This window comes from Pseudomonas sp. GL_139_B, assembly GCF_057834475.1.
Genome location: NZ_CM174403.1, coordinates 5,949,126 through 5,963,677, shown reverse-complemented (window position 1 = coordinate 5,963,677; position 14,552 = coordinate 5,949,126). Strand labels below are relative to the sequence as shown.

19 protein-coding genes are annotated in these 14,552 nt (G+C 60.4%); 3 read left to right on the top strand and 16 right to left on the bottom strand.

Going from position 1 to position 14,552, the window contains the following annotated elements; all coding sequences use genetic code 11:
- The first annotated feature begins 7 nt into the window (after positions 1–7).
- Entirely contained in the window at positions 8–733 is a 726-nt protein-coding gene (trmB, locus tag AC3ISI_RS27350; RefSeq protein ID WP_007945510.1) for a tRNA (guanosine(46)-N7)-methyltransferase TrmB, read from the top strand.
- A gap of 131 nt (positions 734–864) precedes the next feature.
- Here trmB and AC3ISI_RS27345 read toward each other — a convergent pair whose 3' ends face one another.
- From AC3ISI_RS27345 to AC3ISI_RS27300, 10 genes are all read right to left on the bottom strand, one after another.
- Positions 865–1,188 carry a DUF3392 domain-containing protein gene (locus AC3ISI_RS27345; protein ID WP_489334606.1) on the bottom strand — a complete coding sequence of 108 codons (324 nt, stop codon included), beginning with the start codon at positions 1,186–1,188 and terminating at the stop codon, positions 865–867.
- 22 nt (positions 1,189–1,210) lie between these two features.
- The gene (hemW, locus tag AC3ISI_RS27340) at positions 1,211–2,416 is read right to left on the bottom strand and encodes a radical SAM family heme chaperone HemW (protein ID WP_489334605.1); all 1,206 of its coding nucleotides are present in this window, start codon (positions 2,414–2,416) and stop codon (positions 1,211–1,213) included.
- A complete protein-coding gene (gene rdgB, locus AC3ISI_RS27335; protein ID WP_489334604.1) occupies positions 2,413–3,009 on the bottom strand; it encodes an RdgB/HAM1 family non-canonical purine NTP pyrophosphatase in 597 nt (198 codons plus the stop codon). The genes hemW and rdgB overlap by 4 nt, the downstream gene beginning before the upstream one ends.
- Positions 3,006–3,440 carry a DUF4426 domain-containing protein gene (locus AC3ISI_RS27330; RefSeq protein ID WP_489334603.1) on the bottom strand — a complete coding sequence of 145 codons (435 nt, stop codon included), beginning with the start codon at positions 3,438–3,440 and terminating at the stop codon, positions 3,006–3,008. Before AC3ISI_RS27330 ends, rdgB begins: the two co-directional genes overlap by 4 nt.
- Before the next feature lie 26 nt (positions 3,441–3,466).
- Complete coding sequence (gene metW / locus AC3ISI_RS27325; protein ID WP_489334602.1) at positions 3,467–4,087, bottom strand: methionine biosynthesis protein MetW; 621 nt, start codon at positions 4,085–4,087, stop codon at positions 3,467–3,469.
- A 7-nt stretch (positions 4,088–4,094) separates the two neighbouring features.
- The gene (metX, locus tag AC3ISI_RS27320) at positions 4,095–5,234 is read right to left on the bottom strand and encodes a homoserine O-succinyltransferase MetX (protein ID WP_489334601.1); all 1,140 of its coding nucleotides are present in this window, start codon (positions 5,232–5,234) and stop codon (positions 4,095–4,097) included.
- Between the two features lie 181 nt (positions 5,235–5,415).
- The gene (locus AC3ISI_RS27315) at positions 5,416–5,712 is read right to left on the bottom strand and encodes a DUF167 domain-containing protein (protein ID WP_149659730.1); all 297 of its coding nucleotides are present in this window, start codon (positions 5,710–5,712) and stop codon (positions 5,416–5,418) included.
- Positions 5,712–6,299, bottom strand: coding sequence for a YggT family protein (locus tag AC3ISI_RS27310; protein WP_489334600.1), 588 nt, complete (start codon positions 6,297–6,299; stop codon positions 5,712–5,714). Before AC3ISI_RS27310 ends, AC3ISI_RS27315 begins: the two co-directional genes overlap by 1 nt.
- A gap of 24 nt (positions 6,300–6,323) precedes the next feature.
- Positions 6,324–7,142 (bottom strand): pyrroline-5-carboxylate reductase, encoded by an 819-nt coding sequence (gene proC, locus AC3ISI_RS27305; RefSeq protein WP_489334599.1) that lies wholly within the window; start codon positions 7,140–7,142, stop codon positions 6,324–6,326.
- A 25-nt stretch (positions 7,143–7,167) separates the two neighbouring features.
- Positions 7,168–7,854 carry a YggS family pyridoxal phosphate-dependent enzyme gene (locus tag AC3ISI_RS27300; RefSeq protein ID WP_489334598.1) on the bottom strand — a complete coding sequence of 229 codons (687 nt, stop codon included), beginning with the start codon at positions 7,852–7,854 and terminating at the stop codon, positions 7,168–7,170.
- A 57-nt stretch (positions 7,855–7,911) separates the two neighbouring features.
- On the opposite strand from AC3ISI_RS27300, the gene AC3ISI_RS27295 reads away from it, so the two are divergent.
- Complete coding sequence (locus AC3ISI_RS27295) at positions 7,912–8,946, top strand: type IV pilus twitching motility protein PilT (protein WP_489334597.1); 1,035 nt, start codon at positions 7,912–7,914, stop codon at positions 8,944–8,946.
- Positions 8,947–9,066: 120 nt separating this feature from the next.
- On the opposite strand, the gene AC3ISI_RS27290 is transcribed toward AC3ISI_RS27295, so the two are convergent.
- Positions 9,067–9,684, bottom strand: coding sequence for a C40 family peptidase (locus AC3ISI_RS27290; protein WP_489334596.1), 618 nt, complete (start codon positions 9,682–9,684; stop codon positions 9,067–9,069).
- A 251-nt stretch (positions 9,685–9,935) separates the two neighbouring features.
- Here AC3ISI_RS27290 and AC3ISI_RS27285 point away from each other — a divergent pair, with 251 nt between their 5' ends.
- Positions 9,936–10,367, top strand: coding sequence for an NINE protein (locus AC3ISI_RS27285; RefSeq protein ID WP_489334595.1), 432 nt, complete (start codon positions 9,936–9,938; stop codon positions 10,365–10,367).
- 108 nt (positions 10,368–10,475) lie between these two features.
- Here the strand turns inward: AC3ISI_RS27285 and AC3ISI_RS27280 are convergent, their stop codons facing one another.
- The 5 genes from AC3ISI_RS27280 to AC3ISI_RS27260 form a co-directional block, all read right to left on the bottom strand.
- Positions 10,476–11,747, bottom strand: a complete 1,272-nt coding sequence (locus AC3ISI_RS27280) for a dihydroorotase (protein WP_489334594.1) — start codon at positions 11,745–11,747, stop codon at positions 10,476–10,478.
- Positions 11,744–12,748, bottom strand: a complete 1,005-nt coding sequence (locus tag AC3ISI_RS27275; RefSeq protein WP_046029744.1) for an aspartate carbamoyltransferase catalytic subunit — start codon at positions 12,746–12,748, stop codon at positions 11,744–11,746. Before AC3ISI_RS27275 ends, AC3ISI_RS27280 begins: the two co-directional genes overlap by 4 nt.
- Positions 12,749–12,775: 27 nt before the next feature.
- On the bottom strand, positions 12,776–13,279 hold the full coding sequence (pyrR, locus tag AC3ISI_RS27270; RefSeq protein WP_489334593.1) for a bifunctional pyr operon transcriptional regulator/uracil phosphoribosyltransferase PyrR: 504 nt from the start codon (positions 13,277–13,279) through the stop codon (positions 12,776–12,778).
- 96 nt (positions 13,280–13,375) lie between these two features.
- The gene (gene ruvX, locus AC3ISI_RS27265) at positions 13,376–13,813 is read right to left on the bottom strand and encodes a Holliday junction resolvase RuvX (protein ID WP_003195067.1); all 438 of its coding nucleotides are present in this window, start codon (positions 13,811–13,813) and stop codon (positions 13,376–13,378) included.
- Positions 13,813–14,385 carry a YqgE/AlgH family protein gene (locus AC3ISI_RS27260; protein WP_489334592.1) on the bottom strand — a complete coding sequence of 191 codons (573 nt, stop codon included), beginning with the start codon at positions 14,383–14,385 and terminating at the stop codon, positions 13,813–13,815. The genes ruvX and AC3ISI_RS27260 overlap by 1 nt, the downstream gene beginning before the upstream one ends.
- Between the last annotated feature and the right edge of the window lie 167 nt (positions 14,386–14,552).

The window sequence follows — 14,552 nt, the reverse complement described above, 5'->3', positions numbered from 1 at the left end:
GCCATTGATGACTGAATCAAACGACACGCCAATCCAGACGGAAGAAGGCGAAGAGCGCCAACACCGCCGCATCAAGAGTTTTGTGATGCGCGCCGGGCGCATGACTGAAGGCCAGCAAAAAGGTCTGGAGCAGGGCACGCCGCTGTTCGTCCTGCCGTTGGCCGATGCGCCGGTGGACTTCGATCAGGTGTTCGGCCGTTCGGCGCCGCGCTCGCTGGAAATCGGTTTCGGCATGGGCCACTCGCTGCTGGAAATGGCCGCGGCCTCGCCGGAACAGGACTTCATTGGCGTGGAAGTTCACCGTCCGGGAGTTGGCGCGCTGCTCAATGGCGTGCTGACCCAGGGCCTGACCAACCTGCGGGTCTACGATTGCGACGCGATTGAAGTGCTCAATCGTTGCATCGCCGACAACAGCCTCGATCGCCTGATGCTGTTTTTTCCGGACCCGTGGCACAAGAGCCGTCACCACAAGCGTCGTATCGTTCAGGCGTCATTTGCCGAACTGGTGCGCAGCAAGTTGAAGGTCGGCGGTGTGCTGCACATGGCCACCGACTGGGAACCCTACGCCGAGTACATGCTGGAAGTGATGAACGTCGCCCCGGGCTATCGCAACCTCGCCGAAGACGGCAAGTGTGTCCCGCGTCCGACCGAACGCCCGATCACCAAGTTCGAACGCCGCGGCGAACGTCTTGGGCATGGCGTGTGGGACCTGAAGTTCGAAAAACAGTCCTAAGCATCACCCAATACAAACTGTGGGAGCGAGCCTGCTCGCGAAAGCGGTCTGACAGTCAACGAAGATGTTGAATGTTATGACGCCTTCGCGAGCAGGCTCGCTCCCACAGTTGTTTTGGGTGTGCCGCAGGATCAGCGGCGGTCGGCGACTACGCCAATCAACACCAGCACCACCAGCAACACCGGCGCCAGGCTGTAGTTGTTGAACTGGCTCAAGCCGCGAACGATCCACGGCGTGGCGTAAATCAGCGCGGCGCCGCTGCCGATCAGGCACAGCAGGGCCATCAATGGCACGCGCAACGCGCCGGCAATGCTGCCCAGGCGTTGCTCGACCCAGCCTTTGAAATCCGAACCGAACAACACCAGCAGACAGCCCACCAAAGCCAAGGCGATTTCCGATAAGTTGCTGCGGCTCCAGCGGGACACCGTGGCGAGCAGGTCGAGTATCAAATCCATTCGTTTTCCCTTGGGGCTGAAATCAGCTCAGAAATTTTTGCAGCAAGTCATTGAGAAACAGCTGTCCGCGCATCGTGGCCGCCAGACGTGACGGTTCGACCTGCAACAAGCCACTTTGTTCGGCTTCACGGCGGTGTTCGGCGAGGCTTTCCAGCGTCATCCCGGTGCGTTCCGGATACAGCCGCGATTCGACGCCCTCGGTCAGGCGTAGCGCGTTCATCAGGAACTCGAACGGCATCTCATCATTGGTCAGCGCTTTCTCGCCGGCCTTGAAGCTTTTCGCCGGGTTGAGGTAGTCCTTCGGCAGGCGCGTCTTCCAGGTGCGCACGATGCGCCCGTCCGGATGGCTGAGTTTGCCGTGGGCGCCGGCGCCAATGCCGATGAAGTCGCCGAAGCTCCAGTAATTAAGGTTATGCCGCGCCGGGCGACCAGGCTGAGCGTAAGCCGAGACTTCGTATTGCGCGTAACCGTGTTCGGCGAGCAGCGCCTGACCCGCTTCCTGAATGTCCCACAACGTGTCGTCTTCAGGCAGCGTCGGCGGCTGGTTCCAGAACACCGTGTTCGGTTCCAGCGTCAGCTGGTACCAGGACAAATGGGTCGGTTTTAGAGCGATAGCCTGGCGCAGGTCACTCAACGCATCGTCCAGCGACTGGTCGGGCAAACCGTGCATCAAGTCCAGGTTGAAGTTATCGAAGCCGGCCTGACGCGCCATTCCGGCGGCACGCACTGCTTCGTCACCGTTGTGAATCCGCCCCAAGGCCTTGAGTTTCTCTTCCTGAAAGCTCTGGATACCAATCGACAGGCGATTGATGCCCAGCGCTCGGTAGGCGACGAACTTCTCTTGCTCGAACGTTCCCGGATTGGCTTCCAGCGTGATTTCGATGTCGCTGGCAAACGGTATGCGCTGTTCAACACCTTTGAGCAAACGACCCAAGGCTTGCGCACTGAACAAGCTCGGCGTGCCGCCTCCGAAGAAGATCGAACTCAGTTCACGGCCATACACCGCGTGCAGATCCTGGTCGAGGTCAGCCAGCAGCGCGTCGACGTACTCTTCTTCCGGCAGCACGGGGCTGGCGGTATGGGAGTTGAAGTCGCAATAAGGGCATTTGCGTACACACCACGGGATGTGGATGTACAACGCCAGGGGCGGCAACACGGGCAGCGCCGCTCGTGGCGATTGGGTGTCGCCGCCGAAGATCAGCGGTGACGCGGATGAGTCGTGGGTCATTTCAGGCCCAGACGCTGGCGCAGCAGATCCATTGCACGGGCGCGGTGGCTGATGAGGTTCTTGTCGCTCGGGCTCAGTTCGGCGCTGGAGCAGTCGCGCTCTGGCACCCAGAACAGCGGATCGTAACCAAACCCGTGCTCGCCACTGGCAGCCGTCAGGATACGCCCGTGCCACAGGCCTTCGCAGAGGATCGGCAATGGATCATCGGCGTGACGCACCAGTGCCAGGACGCAGACGAACTGCGCGCCGCGTTCGGCTTCTGGCACGTCTTTCAACGCGTCGAGCAACTTGGCGTTGTTCGCTGCATCGCCCTTGCCATCAGCATAACGAGCCGAATAGATACCCGGCGCACCGCCGAGGAAATCCACCGCCAGCCCGGAATCGTCAGCCAGCGAAGGCAGGCCGGAAATGCGCGCGGCATTGCGGGCCTTGAGGATGGCGTTTTCGACGAACGACAGGCCGGTTTCTTCAGGCTCGACAGTGCTGAACTCGCCGATCGAGCGCAGTTGCACCGAGTTGCCGAGCATGGCCTGGAGTTCCTTGAGTTTGCCGGCGTTATGGCTGGCCAGTACGAGTTGCGTGAAGTTGATCATTCGCCGGGGAAGAGCTCTTGGTTGAAATTGATGGTGTTGATTTTGTCACCGTTCTGCACCTTGATTTCAAAGGTGCGGATTTCCTGCTGGTCCACCGGGTACTGGGCGATGTAGTAAATCGCGCCCTGGTCGGTGATCTGTCTGAAGTTCAGCGGCACGCTCTGGCTGGTCAGGTCTTTGATCGTGCCTGTAACCGAGGCCATCAGCGGCTTGCCTTCTTTGATCACTGACACATTGATTACGCCCTGATTCTTGCTGCGAATCAGCTCGTTAGCTTTGGCGATGTCCGGTGTCAGGTAAGTGGAGTTGAAGGTGTTGTAGTGCACCGTCACGTCGCCGAAGGTTTCCTCGCGGTCGGCCTTGATGGCGTCAGCGGCCATGGCAGTAACGCTCAGGCAGGCAGTGAGTAATAACAGCGCTAGACGACCCATGTTCGTTCTCCTTGGAATGTCGTGGTTCAGACAGCGATCTTGTGGTCTTGCAGCCCGGGGCTGCTGACGCGGTAAATACCGATTTCACCTAACAGATTAGGCCATAGCTTGCTGGCCCACCCGTGCCGATGCTGTTGATCCACGGCCAGCCGATCAATGACCCTGGCCTCACGTTCGCGGCACAAGGCTTCAAAGTCCGCAAAAGTGCAGAAGTGGATGTTCGGCGTGTTGTACCAGGTGTACGGCAGGAACTCGGAAACCGGCATCCGGCCCTTGCTCGCCAGGTACCAGCGGCAGCGCCAGTGACCGAAGTTGGGGAAGGTGATGATGCACTGGCGACCGACCCGCAGCATTTCATCGAGGATCTTGTCCGGGTAGTGCACCGCTTGCAGTGCCTGGGTCATGACCACGACGTCGAAGCTATTGCTGGCAAAGTTGCCCAGGCCCTTGTCCAGGTCCTGCTCGATGACGTTGATACCTTTGGCGACGCACTCGGCAATGTTGTCCGGGTCGTTTTCCAGGCCATAACCGGTCACTTGCTTGTTATCGCGCAGCCAGGTCAGCAGCTCGCCATCACCGCAGCCGAGGTCGAGCACACGGCTGCCGGCGGGGATCCATTCCTGGATGATTTCCAGATCAGCTCTCATGGCTTTCTCACAACGTAATGCGGTTCATGTAATTGCTGAATGCCTGCAAGTAACGCGGGATCGGAATCAGGAAGGCGTCGTGGCCTTGCGGAGCATCGATCTCGAGGTAGCAGACGTCTTTCTTGGCGGCCATCAACGCGTCCACCAATTCCCGCGAACGGGCAGGGGAGAAGCGCCAGTCGGTGGTGAAAGACATCACGCAGAACTTGGCTTGTGCATTGGCGAAGGTTTTCGCCAGGTCATCGTCGAAGTTCGCTGCCGGGTCGAAGTAGTCCAGCGCTTTGGTCATCAGCAAATAAGTGTTGGCGTCGAACCGCCCGGAGAACTCTTCGCCCTGATAACGCAGGTAGCTTTCGACCTGGAACTCGACGCTGTGGAAGTCGTAGTTGAGCTTTTCGCTCTTCAGGCCCCGGCCGAACTTCTCGCCCATGGAGTCGTCGGACAGGTAGGTGATGTGCCCGACCATCCGCGCCAGCATCAGCCCGCGCTTGGGGATCACGCCCGCTTCCTGGAACGAGCCGCCGTGGAACTCGGGGTCGGTGAGGATGGCCTGGCGTGCCACTTCGTTGAAGGCGATGTTCTGCGCCGACAGTTTGGGGGCCGAGGCAATGGCCAGGCAGTGCCGAATGCGCTCCGGGTAAGTGATGCTCCATTGCATCGCCTGCATGCCGCCGAGGCTGCCGCCAATCACGGCGGCCCATTGGTTGATGCCGATGCGGTCGGCCAGGCGCGCCTGGCTGTGCACCCAGTCTTCCACGGTCAGCACCGGGAAATCGGCGCCAAACGGCTTGCCAGTGTCCGGGTTGATGCTGCTCGGGCCAGTAGAACCGTTGCAACCGCCGAGGTTGTTCAGGCTGACCACGAAGAATTTGTTTGTGTCGATCGGCTTGCCGGGACCGATGCAGCTGTCCCACCAACCGGGCTTACGGTCGTCAGGGCTGTGAAAACCGGCAGCGTGATGGTGACCGGACAGTGCGTGGCAAATCAGCACGGCGTTGCTCGCCGTGGCGTTCAGCGTGCCGTAGGTTTCGTAGATCAAGTCATACGCTGGAAGCGAGCGCCCGCAGGCCAGGGCCAGGGGTTCGCTGAAGTGTGCCACTTGCGGCGTCACCAGACCAACAGAATCGGGGGGAAAGGCAGTTGGCATCGACCCTGCTCTCGTTGAAATGAGGCGTAAGTCTAAAGACCGGTGGGGTTAGCGGCAAGCAAAGGGCAGGCCTGATTTCATTCAGTCAGCCCGAGGTGCGCCATTCGCGAGCAGGCTCGCTCCCACAGGGGAACGCATTCCATTGTGGGAGCGAGCCTGCTCGCGAAGAACGATGACGCGGTCAACCTGCTGGACGCACCAGATCAGGCAACTCCGGCAGCTTCTTGGGCGAACAAATCCGCACCCGTTTCTGCCGGTTCAACTCGCCGCTGATCAAGCTGACCTGACTCTTGGACACCCCAAAGGCCTTGGCCAGAAACGCCATCAGATACGCATTGGCCTTGCCTTCAACCGGCGGCGCGGTCAGGCGGATCTTCAGCCGATCCCCGTGCAGCCCGCAGAAATCATCACTGCGGGCCGCCGGTTGCAGGTGACACTCCAGAATCAGGTCGTCACCGTCCCACCGAAAGTAGCTCATCAGATCAAGCCGAGCAGCCCTTGCGGCATGCCGGCGAAGTACGCAAGGCGCGGGATCAGCCAGCTTTGCAGCAGCTGGATCACGATGAAAGCAAAGATCGGCGAAATGTCGAGACCGCCCAGGTTCGGGATGATCCGGCGAAACGGCGCGAGTACCGGTTCAGTAATCTGCGCGACCAGCTCGGCACCCGGATTGTGGCTTCCCGGAGCGACCCAGGACAGAATCACGCTGATGATCATCGCGTAGAACAGAATGTTCAAAAACAGCGAGAACAGCGCGATCAGTGCCCAAGGCACCAGTAACACGAAGTCGACCATGAAGCCTTTGAGCGCCAGGATGACCGCGATCAGCACCATCTGCACGATCAGCGCCAGCACCAGCGACGACATGTCCAGCCCGAACATGCTCGGGATGACCCGGCGTAGCGGCTTGAGCAGCGGCTGCGTGGCTTTGACGATGAACTGGCAGAGCGGGTTGTAGAAATTCGCCCGAACCAGTTGCAGGATGAAGCGCATCAGTACGATCAGCAGGTACAGGCTGCCAAGGGTTTTAATGATGAAAACGGCAGCGTCATTGAGTCCGAGCATCTTTGATTCCTTTGTAAGAGCTGATTAGCGACCGAGTTGCTCAGCCATCTCGGCCGAGCGATGCGCGGCGGCGCCGAGTGCTGTTTCGACCAGGGCTTCGAAGCCGCCGGCCTGGAACGACTTGATCGCAGCTTCCGTGGTGCCAGCAGGCGACGTTACACGACGACGCAGTTCGGCGGCATCGACATCGCTGGCGACCGCCATGTGCGCGGCGCCCAAGGCAGTTTGAAGGGTCAGTTGCGCGGCGATGTCCGCCGGCAGACCGAGTTTCACGCCGGCGGCGGTCATGGCTTCGATCAGCAGGAAGAAGTACGCCGGGCCCGAGCCGGACACCGCGGTGACCGCATCCAGTTGCTGCTCTTCGTTCAGCCACAGCGCAATGCCGACGGCGGACAGCAGCTCTTGCGCCTGTTGGCGCTGCTCGGCGTTCACTTCGGCGGTGGCATACAAACCGCTTACGCCCTGACGCAGCAGCGCCGGGGTGTTGGGCATGCAGCGCACGATCGGCTGTGCACCGAGCCAGTTGTTCATGCTGGCGCAGGTGATGCCAGCGGCAATCGAGACCACCAGTTGATGCGGCCTCAGGCTCGGGCGAATCGCTTCGCACACGGCTTTCATCGCCTGGGGTTTAACCGCCAATACGACGACGTCGGCACCTTGAATGGCGTCGGCGTTTTCGGCGAAGACTTCGATGCCATGTTCGGCAGCCACTTTGGTGCGGGTTTCAACACCCGGATCGCTGGCGCGGATTTGCGAGGCGTCCAGACCTTTGGCGCGCAGGCCGCCGATCAGGCTGGCGGCCATGTTGCCGGCACCGATAAAGGCAATACGAGTTTTGCTCATGTCAGGTCCTTAAAAAAGAAAGTGGTCAAGGCTGGCTGTAGTCGCGGGCGCCGAACAGGGCCGTACCGATACGGACCCACGTAGCGCCTTGGGCGATGGCCGACTCAAGGTCGTGGCTCATGCCCATGGAAAGTGTGTCGAGCGGCAGGTTCAGGCTTGCTTGCAGGCTTTGCACGGCAGCAAAAGCAGCATCCTGTTCGGCGCGATCATCCGTCGGCTCGGGAATTGCCATCAGCCCGCGCAATGTGAGGCGCGGCAATTCGCTGATGGCCTTTGCCAGGGCCGGCAGGTCGGCCGGGGTGCAGCCGGATTTGCTGGCTTCACCGCTGACGTTGACCTGGATGCAGATGTTCAGTGGCGGCAAATCGGCAGGCCGTTGTTCGGACAGGCGTTGTGCGATTTTCAAACGATCCACGGAATGCACCCAGGCGAAGTGCTCGGCGATAGCGCGAGTCTTGTTCGATTGAATGGGGCCGATGAAGTGCCAGATCAAGGGCAGGTCGGCCAGTTCGAGCTGTTTGCCCAAGGCTTCCTGCAAGTAGTTCTCGCCAAAGTCCCGAACGCCGGCGGCGTACGCTTCACGCACGGCTTCGGCGGGTTTGGTCTTGCTCACGGCCAGCAGTTGAACGCTGTGCTCATCGCGCTGGGCGGCCAGGGCGGCGGCGCGGATGCGTGAACTAACCTGAGCAATGTTGTCTGCTATCGTGGACATTCAATGTGCGCCAGCGGTCTGAAGGTTCGCGGCATTCTACTGGAATTGAGGGGCGCTATGGATATCACTGAGCTGCTGGCTTTCAGCGCTAAACAGGGCGCGTCCGACTTACACTTGTCCGCTGGCGTGCCGCCGATGATCCGCGTCGACGGCGATGTGCGACGCATCAACGTACCGGCCTTGGACCACAAACAGGTGCAAGCGCTGATCTACGACATCATGAACGACACCCAGCGGGCGGACTTCGAGAAACACCTGGAAACCGATTTCTCCTTTGAAGTGCCCGGTGTGGCGCGTTTCCGGGTTAACGCCTTTAACCAGAATCGTGGCGCTGGCGCCGTGTTCCGGACCATTCCATCGAAGGTCCTGAGCATGGACGACCTCGGCATGGGCGAAGTGTTTCGCAAGATGACCGACGCGCCCCGCGGGCTGGTGCTGGTGACAGGGCCGACCGGCTCCGGCAAGTCCACCACCCTGGCGGCGATGATCGATTACCTGAACAACCATCGCCATCACCACATCCTTACCATCGAAGACCCGATCGAGTTCGTCCACGAGTCGCGCAAATGCCTGATCAACCAGCGCGAAGTCCATCGCGATACGCGCAGCTTTGCGACCGCCTTGCGCTCAGCACTGCGCGAAGACCCGGACGTGATTCTGGTGGGGGAGATGCGTGACCTGGAGACCATTCGCCTGGCGTTGACCGCCGCCGAGACCGGGCATCTGGTGTTCGGCACGCTGCACACCACGTCAGCGGCGAAAACCATCGACCGAGTGGTGGATGTGTTTCCGGGGGATGAGAAGTCGATGGTGCGTTCAATGCTGGCCGAGTCGTTACTGGCGGTGGTGTCGCAGACGCTGGTGAAGAAGATCGGCGGTGGGCGGATTGCGGCGCACGAGATCATGCTCGGGACATCGGCGATTCGTAACCTGATCCGCGAAGACAAGGTCGCGCAGATGTACTCGTCGATTCAGACCGGTGGGAACCTGGGGATGCAGACGCTGGATATGTGCTTGAAGGAGTTGGTGACCAAGGGCTTGATCAGTCGCGAGCATGCGCGGGAGAAAGCGCGGTCGCCGGATAATTTTTGACGGATCCAGAAACGCCTTCGCGGGCAAGCCTAGCGCCTACAGGGATCGCACAAATCCTGTAGGAGCGAGGCTTGCCCGCGAAAGGGTCAGCAAAATCAAAACAAATCTCAGGTACTTAAATCAGCGCTGAACGACGCGCATCTGATTCGGCTCTTTTGGCAGAACCCGCTTGGCAACCACGTAGTGTTTTTCCCAATACGGTTTTTTCAGCGTATCGATGCTCACCGACTTGCCGCGGCGTGGCGCGTGGATGAAGCGGTCGTTGCCCAGGTAGATGGCAACGTGATTGACCCGACGGCTCTTGATGTTGAAGAAAATCAGGTCGCCCGGCTTCAGGTTGTCGCGATCGATTTTCTCACCATGCCCGCTGGCCATGGCATTGGAGGTGCGCGGCAGGTCAAACGTGGCGTCGTTGAACGCATATTTCACCAGACCACTGCAGTCGAACCCTTTACTTGGGCTGCTGCCGCCCCAACGATACGGAGTACCGAGGACGTTTACGGCGCGGCTCAACACGTTGCTGCTTGCCTTGCTCGCCATTGGCGGCACAAGTTCACCGTCATCGCTCAGCTCGGTCGAACGTTTTGCAGTGTGTTTGTTTTTGCTGGGAGGAGCAGAAACATGAGATTTTGGGGTGTAACCATTAACGTTTGGAAGACGTTGCTCACGATTGGTGGCGTGGGCGGCCAGTGGCATCAAAAGGCAAATGGTTAGCCATGTCTTGAAAAATGGACGCATTAAGCAGGGCTCTAAATAGGTGAACGCGCAACTTTATAACAGCTTTTTTTGCCCTTCCGAGGCCGTTGGTCGATTCAACATGGTGGCCAATTGAACCAAACAAGCGGCAGATTGCCGCAATTGTCGGACAGAAGTCAGGTGCTATAAGGGTTTGACAGGCGCTACCCTAGCATTCGCCATACGTCGGCAGCCTGTAAAAAAGTCACAAAGATTTAAAGAATATTTATCTATCGTGTGAGTCGAGGTCCTTTATGAACAGCTATCAACAGTCCGCCACGCATCACGATACGCACAGCAAAGTGATTGGTTATCTGCTGTGGATTTTCGGTTTTACCGGCGCTCACCGCTTCTATTACGGCAAACCGGTGACCGGGACGATCTGGTTCTTCACCTTTGGTTTGCTGGGCATTGGCTGGCTGATCGACCTGTTTCTGATCCCGGCTATGGACCGTGAAGCTGACCTTCGGTTCAACGCTGGGCCGATCGAATACAACGTGGCGTGGATTCTGCTGACATTTCTCGGGGTGTTCGGCGTACATCGGATGTATCAGGGGAAGTGGATCAGCGGGTTACTGTACCTGGTGACGGGCGGGTTGTTCTTTGTCGGGGTGTTGTATGACTTCTGGACGCTCAATGACCAAGTTTCGCTGCGTAACGCTCAGAATCGAGGTGCTTTCCAGTAAGCCTTCGTCGGAACGCCGCCCGGAGCCGGCTCGCTCCCACAGGGGATTTGTGTACGACACAGATCCAGTGTGGGAGCGAGCCGGCTCGCGAATGCAGGCAACTCGTTATTACGCCTGGTGGCTTATCCGCCCATCCACCAGGGTGTAACGCACCACACCCGGCAGGGTATGGCCAATAAACGGGCAGTTCTCACCCTTGGACAGCCAGTTCTCACCCGCCACCGTCGACGCGGTCGTGTCGAACAACACGATATCCGCCGGCCCACCCACCGCCAGCTTACCGGCCGGCAAACGCAGCGCCTCGGCAGGCCCTGCACTCAAACGTGCCAGCAATGTCGGTAGATCCAGCAAGCCATCTTCCACCAGCGTCATCGCTAGCGGCAGCAGCAATTCAACGCTGCTGATGCCGGGCTCAGTGGCGCCGAACGGTGCCAGTTTGGCATCGCGCTCGTGCGGTTGGTGATGGCTGGAGATGGCTGAGATCACGCCCGATTTCACCGCTTCACGCAGGCCGTCGCGGTCGGCGCGGGTGCGCAGTGGCGGCTGGACGTGATAGAGGCTGCTGAAGTCGGTCAAGGCTTCATCGGTCAGTATCAGCTGATACAGCGCGACATCGGCGGTCACCGGCAGCCCACGGGCCTGGGCCTGTGCAATCAGGGCCACGCCGCGAGCGCTGGTGAGTTGGCTGAAGTGCGCACGCACGCCGCTCTGCTCGACCAGCAACAGATCCCGGGCCAAGGCCACGGTTTCAGCGGTTTCCGGAATGCCCGGCAAACCAAGGAAACTGGCGGTCGGGCCTTCATGGGCCAAGCCACCTTCGGCCAGGTCGTGATCTTGCGAATTGAAAATCACCGTCAGATCGAACGTCGCCGCGTATTCCAGCGCCCGGCACAGGGTACGGGTGTTGCGAAAGCTCTCCAGACCGTTGCCGAAGGCCACGCAGCCGGCATCGCGTAAGGCAACGAGCTCTGCAAGCTGTTCGCCGTCCAAGCCTTTGCTCAGAGCGCCAATCGGGAAGACTTTGGTGTTGCCGGCTTCGCGAGCGCGGTCGAGGATCAGTTCGGCCACGGCCGAGGTGTCTAGCACCGGTTTGGTTTTCGGTGGGCAGCACAGGCTGGTCACGCCACCAGCTGCCGCCGCGCGGGTTTCGCTGATGATCGAGCCTTTGCGGCTGTAGCCCGGCTCGCGCAGGGCGACGTTCAGGTCAACCAGGCCAGGGGCGGCCACCAGGCCTTGGGCGTCGAGGGTGTCGACGGCGACAAAACCGGCCGGCGCGGCGCCCAGGGCAACGATCTTGCAGGCTTCAATGTGGATGTCAGTCACTTTGTCCAGACCGGTGGCTGGATCTATCACGCGTGCGCCGAGAATGCTGAGCTTCACTGGGCGTTCTCCTGCTCGAATTGACGTTGCGCAGTCTGCCCGCTCATGGCCATGGACAGCACGGCCATACGAATCGCAATACCGTAGGTGACCTGGTTGAGGATCACCGAATGCGGACCGTCGGCCACTGCCGATTCAATCTCCACCCCGCGGTTGATCGGCCCCGGGTGCATGACGATGCAATCCGGCTTGGCCCCGGCCAGGCGTGCAGTGGTCAGGCCGAACAGGCGGTAAAACTCGCCCTCGCTCGGCAACAGGCCGCCGGCCATGCGTTCACGTTGCAGGCGCAGCATGATTACCACATCGACGTCTTTGAGGCCTTCGGTCATGTCGGTGTAAACCTTCACGCCGTATTGCTCGATGCCGATAGGCAGCAGGGTTTTCGGCGCGATAACGCGAATGTCCGGGCAGCCGAGGGTCTTCAGCGCCAGCATGTTCGAGCGCGCTACCCGCGAATGCAGAATGTCGCCGACGATCGCCACCGAGAGGTTTTCGAAACCGCCCTTGTGGCGACGGATGGTGAGCATGTCGAGCATGCCCTGCGTCGGGTGTGCGTGACGGCCGTCGCCGCCATTAATGATTGCCACCTGCGGGCACACATGCTCGGCGATGAAGTGCGCGGCGCCGGAATCACCGTGGCGCACGACAAACATGTCGGCGGCCATGGCCTCCAGGTTGCGCAGGGTGTCGAGCAGGGTTTCGCCCTTGCTGGCGGACGAGGTCGACACGTTCAGGGTGATCACGTCCGCCGACAGCCGCTGGGCCGCCAGTTCGAAGGTGGTGCGGGTGCGGGTGGAGTTTTCGAAGAACACATTGCACACAGTCTTGCCGCGCAGCAACGGGACTTTTTTCACCGCCCGGGCGCCGACTTCGAGGAACGAGTCGGCAGTGTCGAGGATTTCCGTCAGCAGTTCGCGGCGCAAGCCGTCGAGAGAGAGGAAGTGGCGCAGCTGGCCCTGATCATTGAGCTGCAGCGGGCGCTTGGTATCTAGAGGCGTCATCGCGAGGGGGACTCTCAATAGGGCGGATTAAAGGGCGAGGTCTTGCAGTTCAAGCTTGAGCTCGGGACCGGACAGCTTCACCCGCTCGTGGGCAGCCAGCGACAGCGTCGCGCCCACCACGTTCGGGCGGATCGGCAACTCGCCGGCGTCCAGATCCAGCAGGCAGACCAGCGTTATGCTGGCCGGGCGGCCGTAGTCGAAGAGTTCATTCATGGCCGCGCGGATGGTCCGACCGCTCATGAGCACATCGTCGATCAGCACCAGGTGCTGGCCTTCGATTTCGAACGGTAGCGCAGACGGGCGAACCTGCGGGTGCAAGCCGCTCTGGCTGAAGTCGTCGCGGTAGAAGGAAACGTCCAGGGTGCCGAGCGGCGAGTTGCTGCCCAGTTCATCGAGCAAGGCCTGGGCGACCCAGATACCGCCGGTACGAATACCGATGTAGCGCGGTTCGCTGATGCCTCGTTTGGCCAGGTGGGCGTCAAGCCGGATCGCCATCTGGCTGATCAGTTCGGCGGGATTGGGCAGGCTCATGGTTGCTCCTTCTTGGGCCCGAGCCGATGCTGCTTGAGGGGGCTCGGGTTGTCGCTATAAAGAGTCGCTGGCAGCGGCTCTTGAGGATTCGTTACTTCAGGACTCAAACAGTGCGGTGTTTTCGTCGAGCCAACCTTGCAGCAGCAGGGCGGCGGCAATGGCGTCCACCGGGTTGTCGCGGTAACTGCCTTTTTGCCCGCCCCGATCACGTCGCTCGCCTTTGGCTTCAAACGTGGTCAGGCGTTCATCGTGGGTATAGAAGGGCAGGTTGTAGCGGCCATTCAGGCGTCGGGCGAACTTTTCCGCGCGCAAGCACATGTCGCTGGGCGTGCCGTCCATGTTCAAGGGCAGGCCGACCACTACTGCGTCAGGCTTCCACTCTTTGATCAAGGCTTCGACCTGATTCCAGTCGGGAACACCGTTCTGGGCTTTCAAGGTGCACAGTTCGCGGGCCTGGCCGGTAATCACCTGGCCGACCGCGACGCCGATCTGTTTGGTGCCGTAGTCAAAACCCAAAATCAGGCGCAGAGCCATCAGGCGTGCCCCGCCTGACTGGTGAGCAGGCTGAGATTGATACCGAGGTGCTTGGCCGCTGCTTCCAGGCGCAGTTCGCTGCTGGTGTTGAACAGGATCTCGGCGTCGTACGGGCAGGTCAGCCAGGCGTTCTGGGCCAGTTCGGCATCCAGCTGCCCGGCTTCCCAGCCCGCGTAACCCAGGGCGATCAGGCTTTTCGCCGGACCCACGCCGTCGGCGATGGCGAACAGCACGTCTTGAGACGTGGACAGGGACAGCTCGCCTTCCAGATCAACGGTCGCCTGATAGCTCTGCCCTTTAGGGTGCAGGACAAAACCGCGATCCGTCTGTACCGGCCCACCGATGAAAATCGGCACATGCCGGCACAGCGCTGGCGGTTCGATGTCCGGGCGCAACTGCTCAAGGATTTCAGCCAGATTCAGGTCTTGCGGGCGGTTGATCACCAGTCCCATGGCACCATTGGCGGTGTGCTCGACGATGTAGGTCAAGGTGTGCGCAAAGTTCGGGTCGGCCATGTGAGGCATGGCGATCAGGAAGTGATGCTTTAGGTAGCTGGGGCTGACGTTCTTCATGAGCGATAGTGTGGCGTTGGAGGGGCGAACTGACAAGCCGGGGATGCACGGGAAATGCCCCGATTTTCCCAGGCGACAGCGATCATTGTGGGAGCGGGCTTGCCCGCGAAGGCGTCAGGTCCGTCGATATTTATGCTGAATGTGCCGGCCTCTTCGCGGGCAAGCCC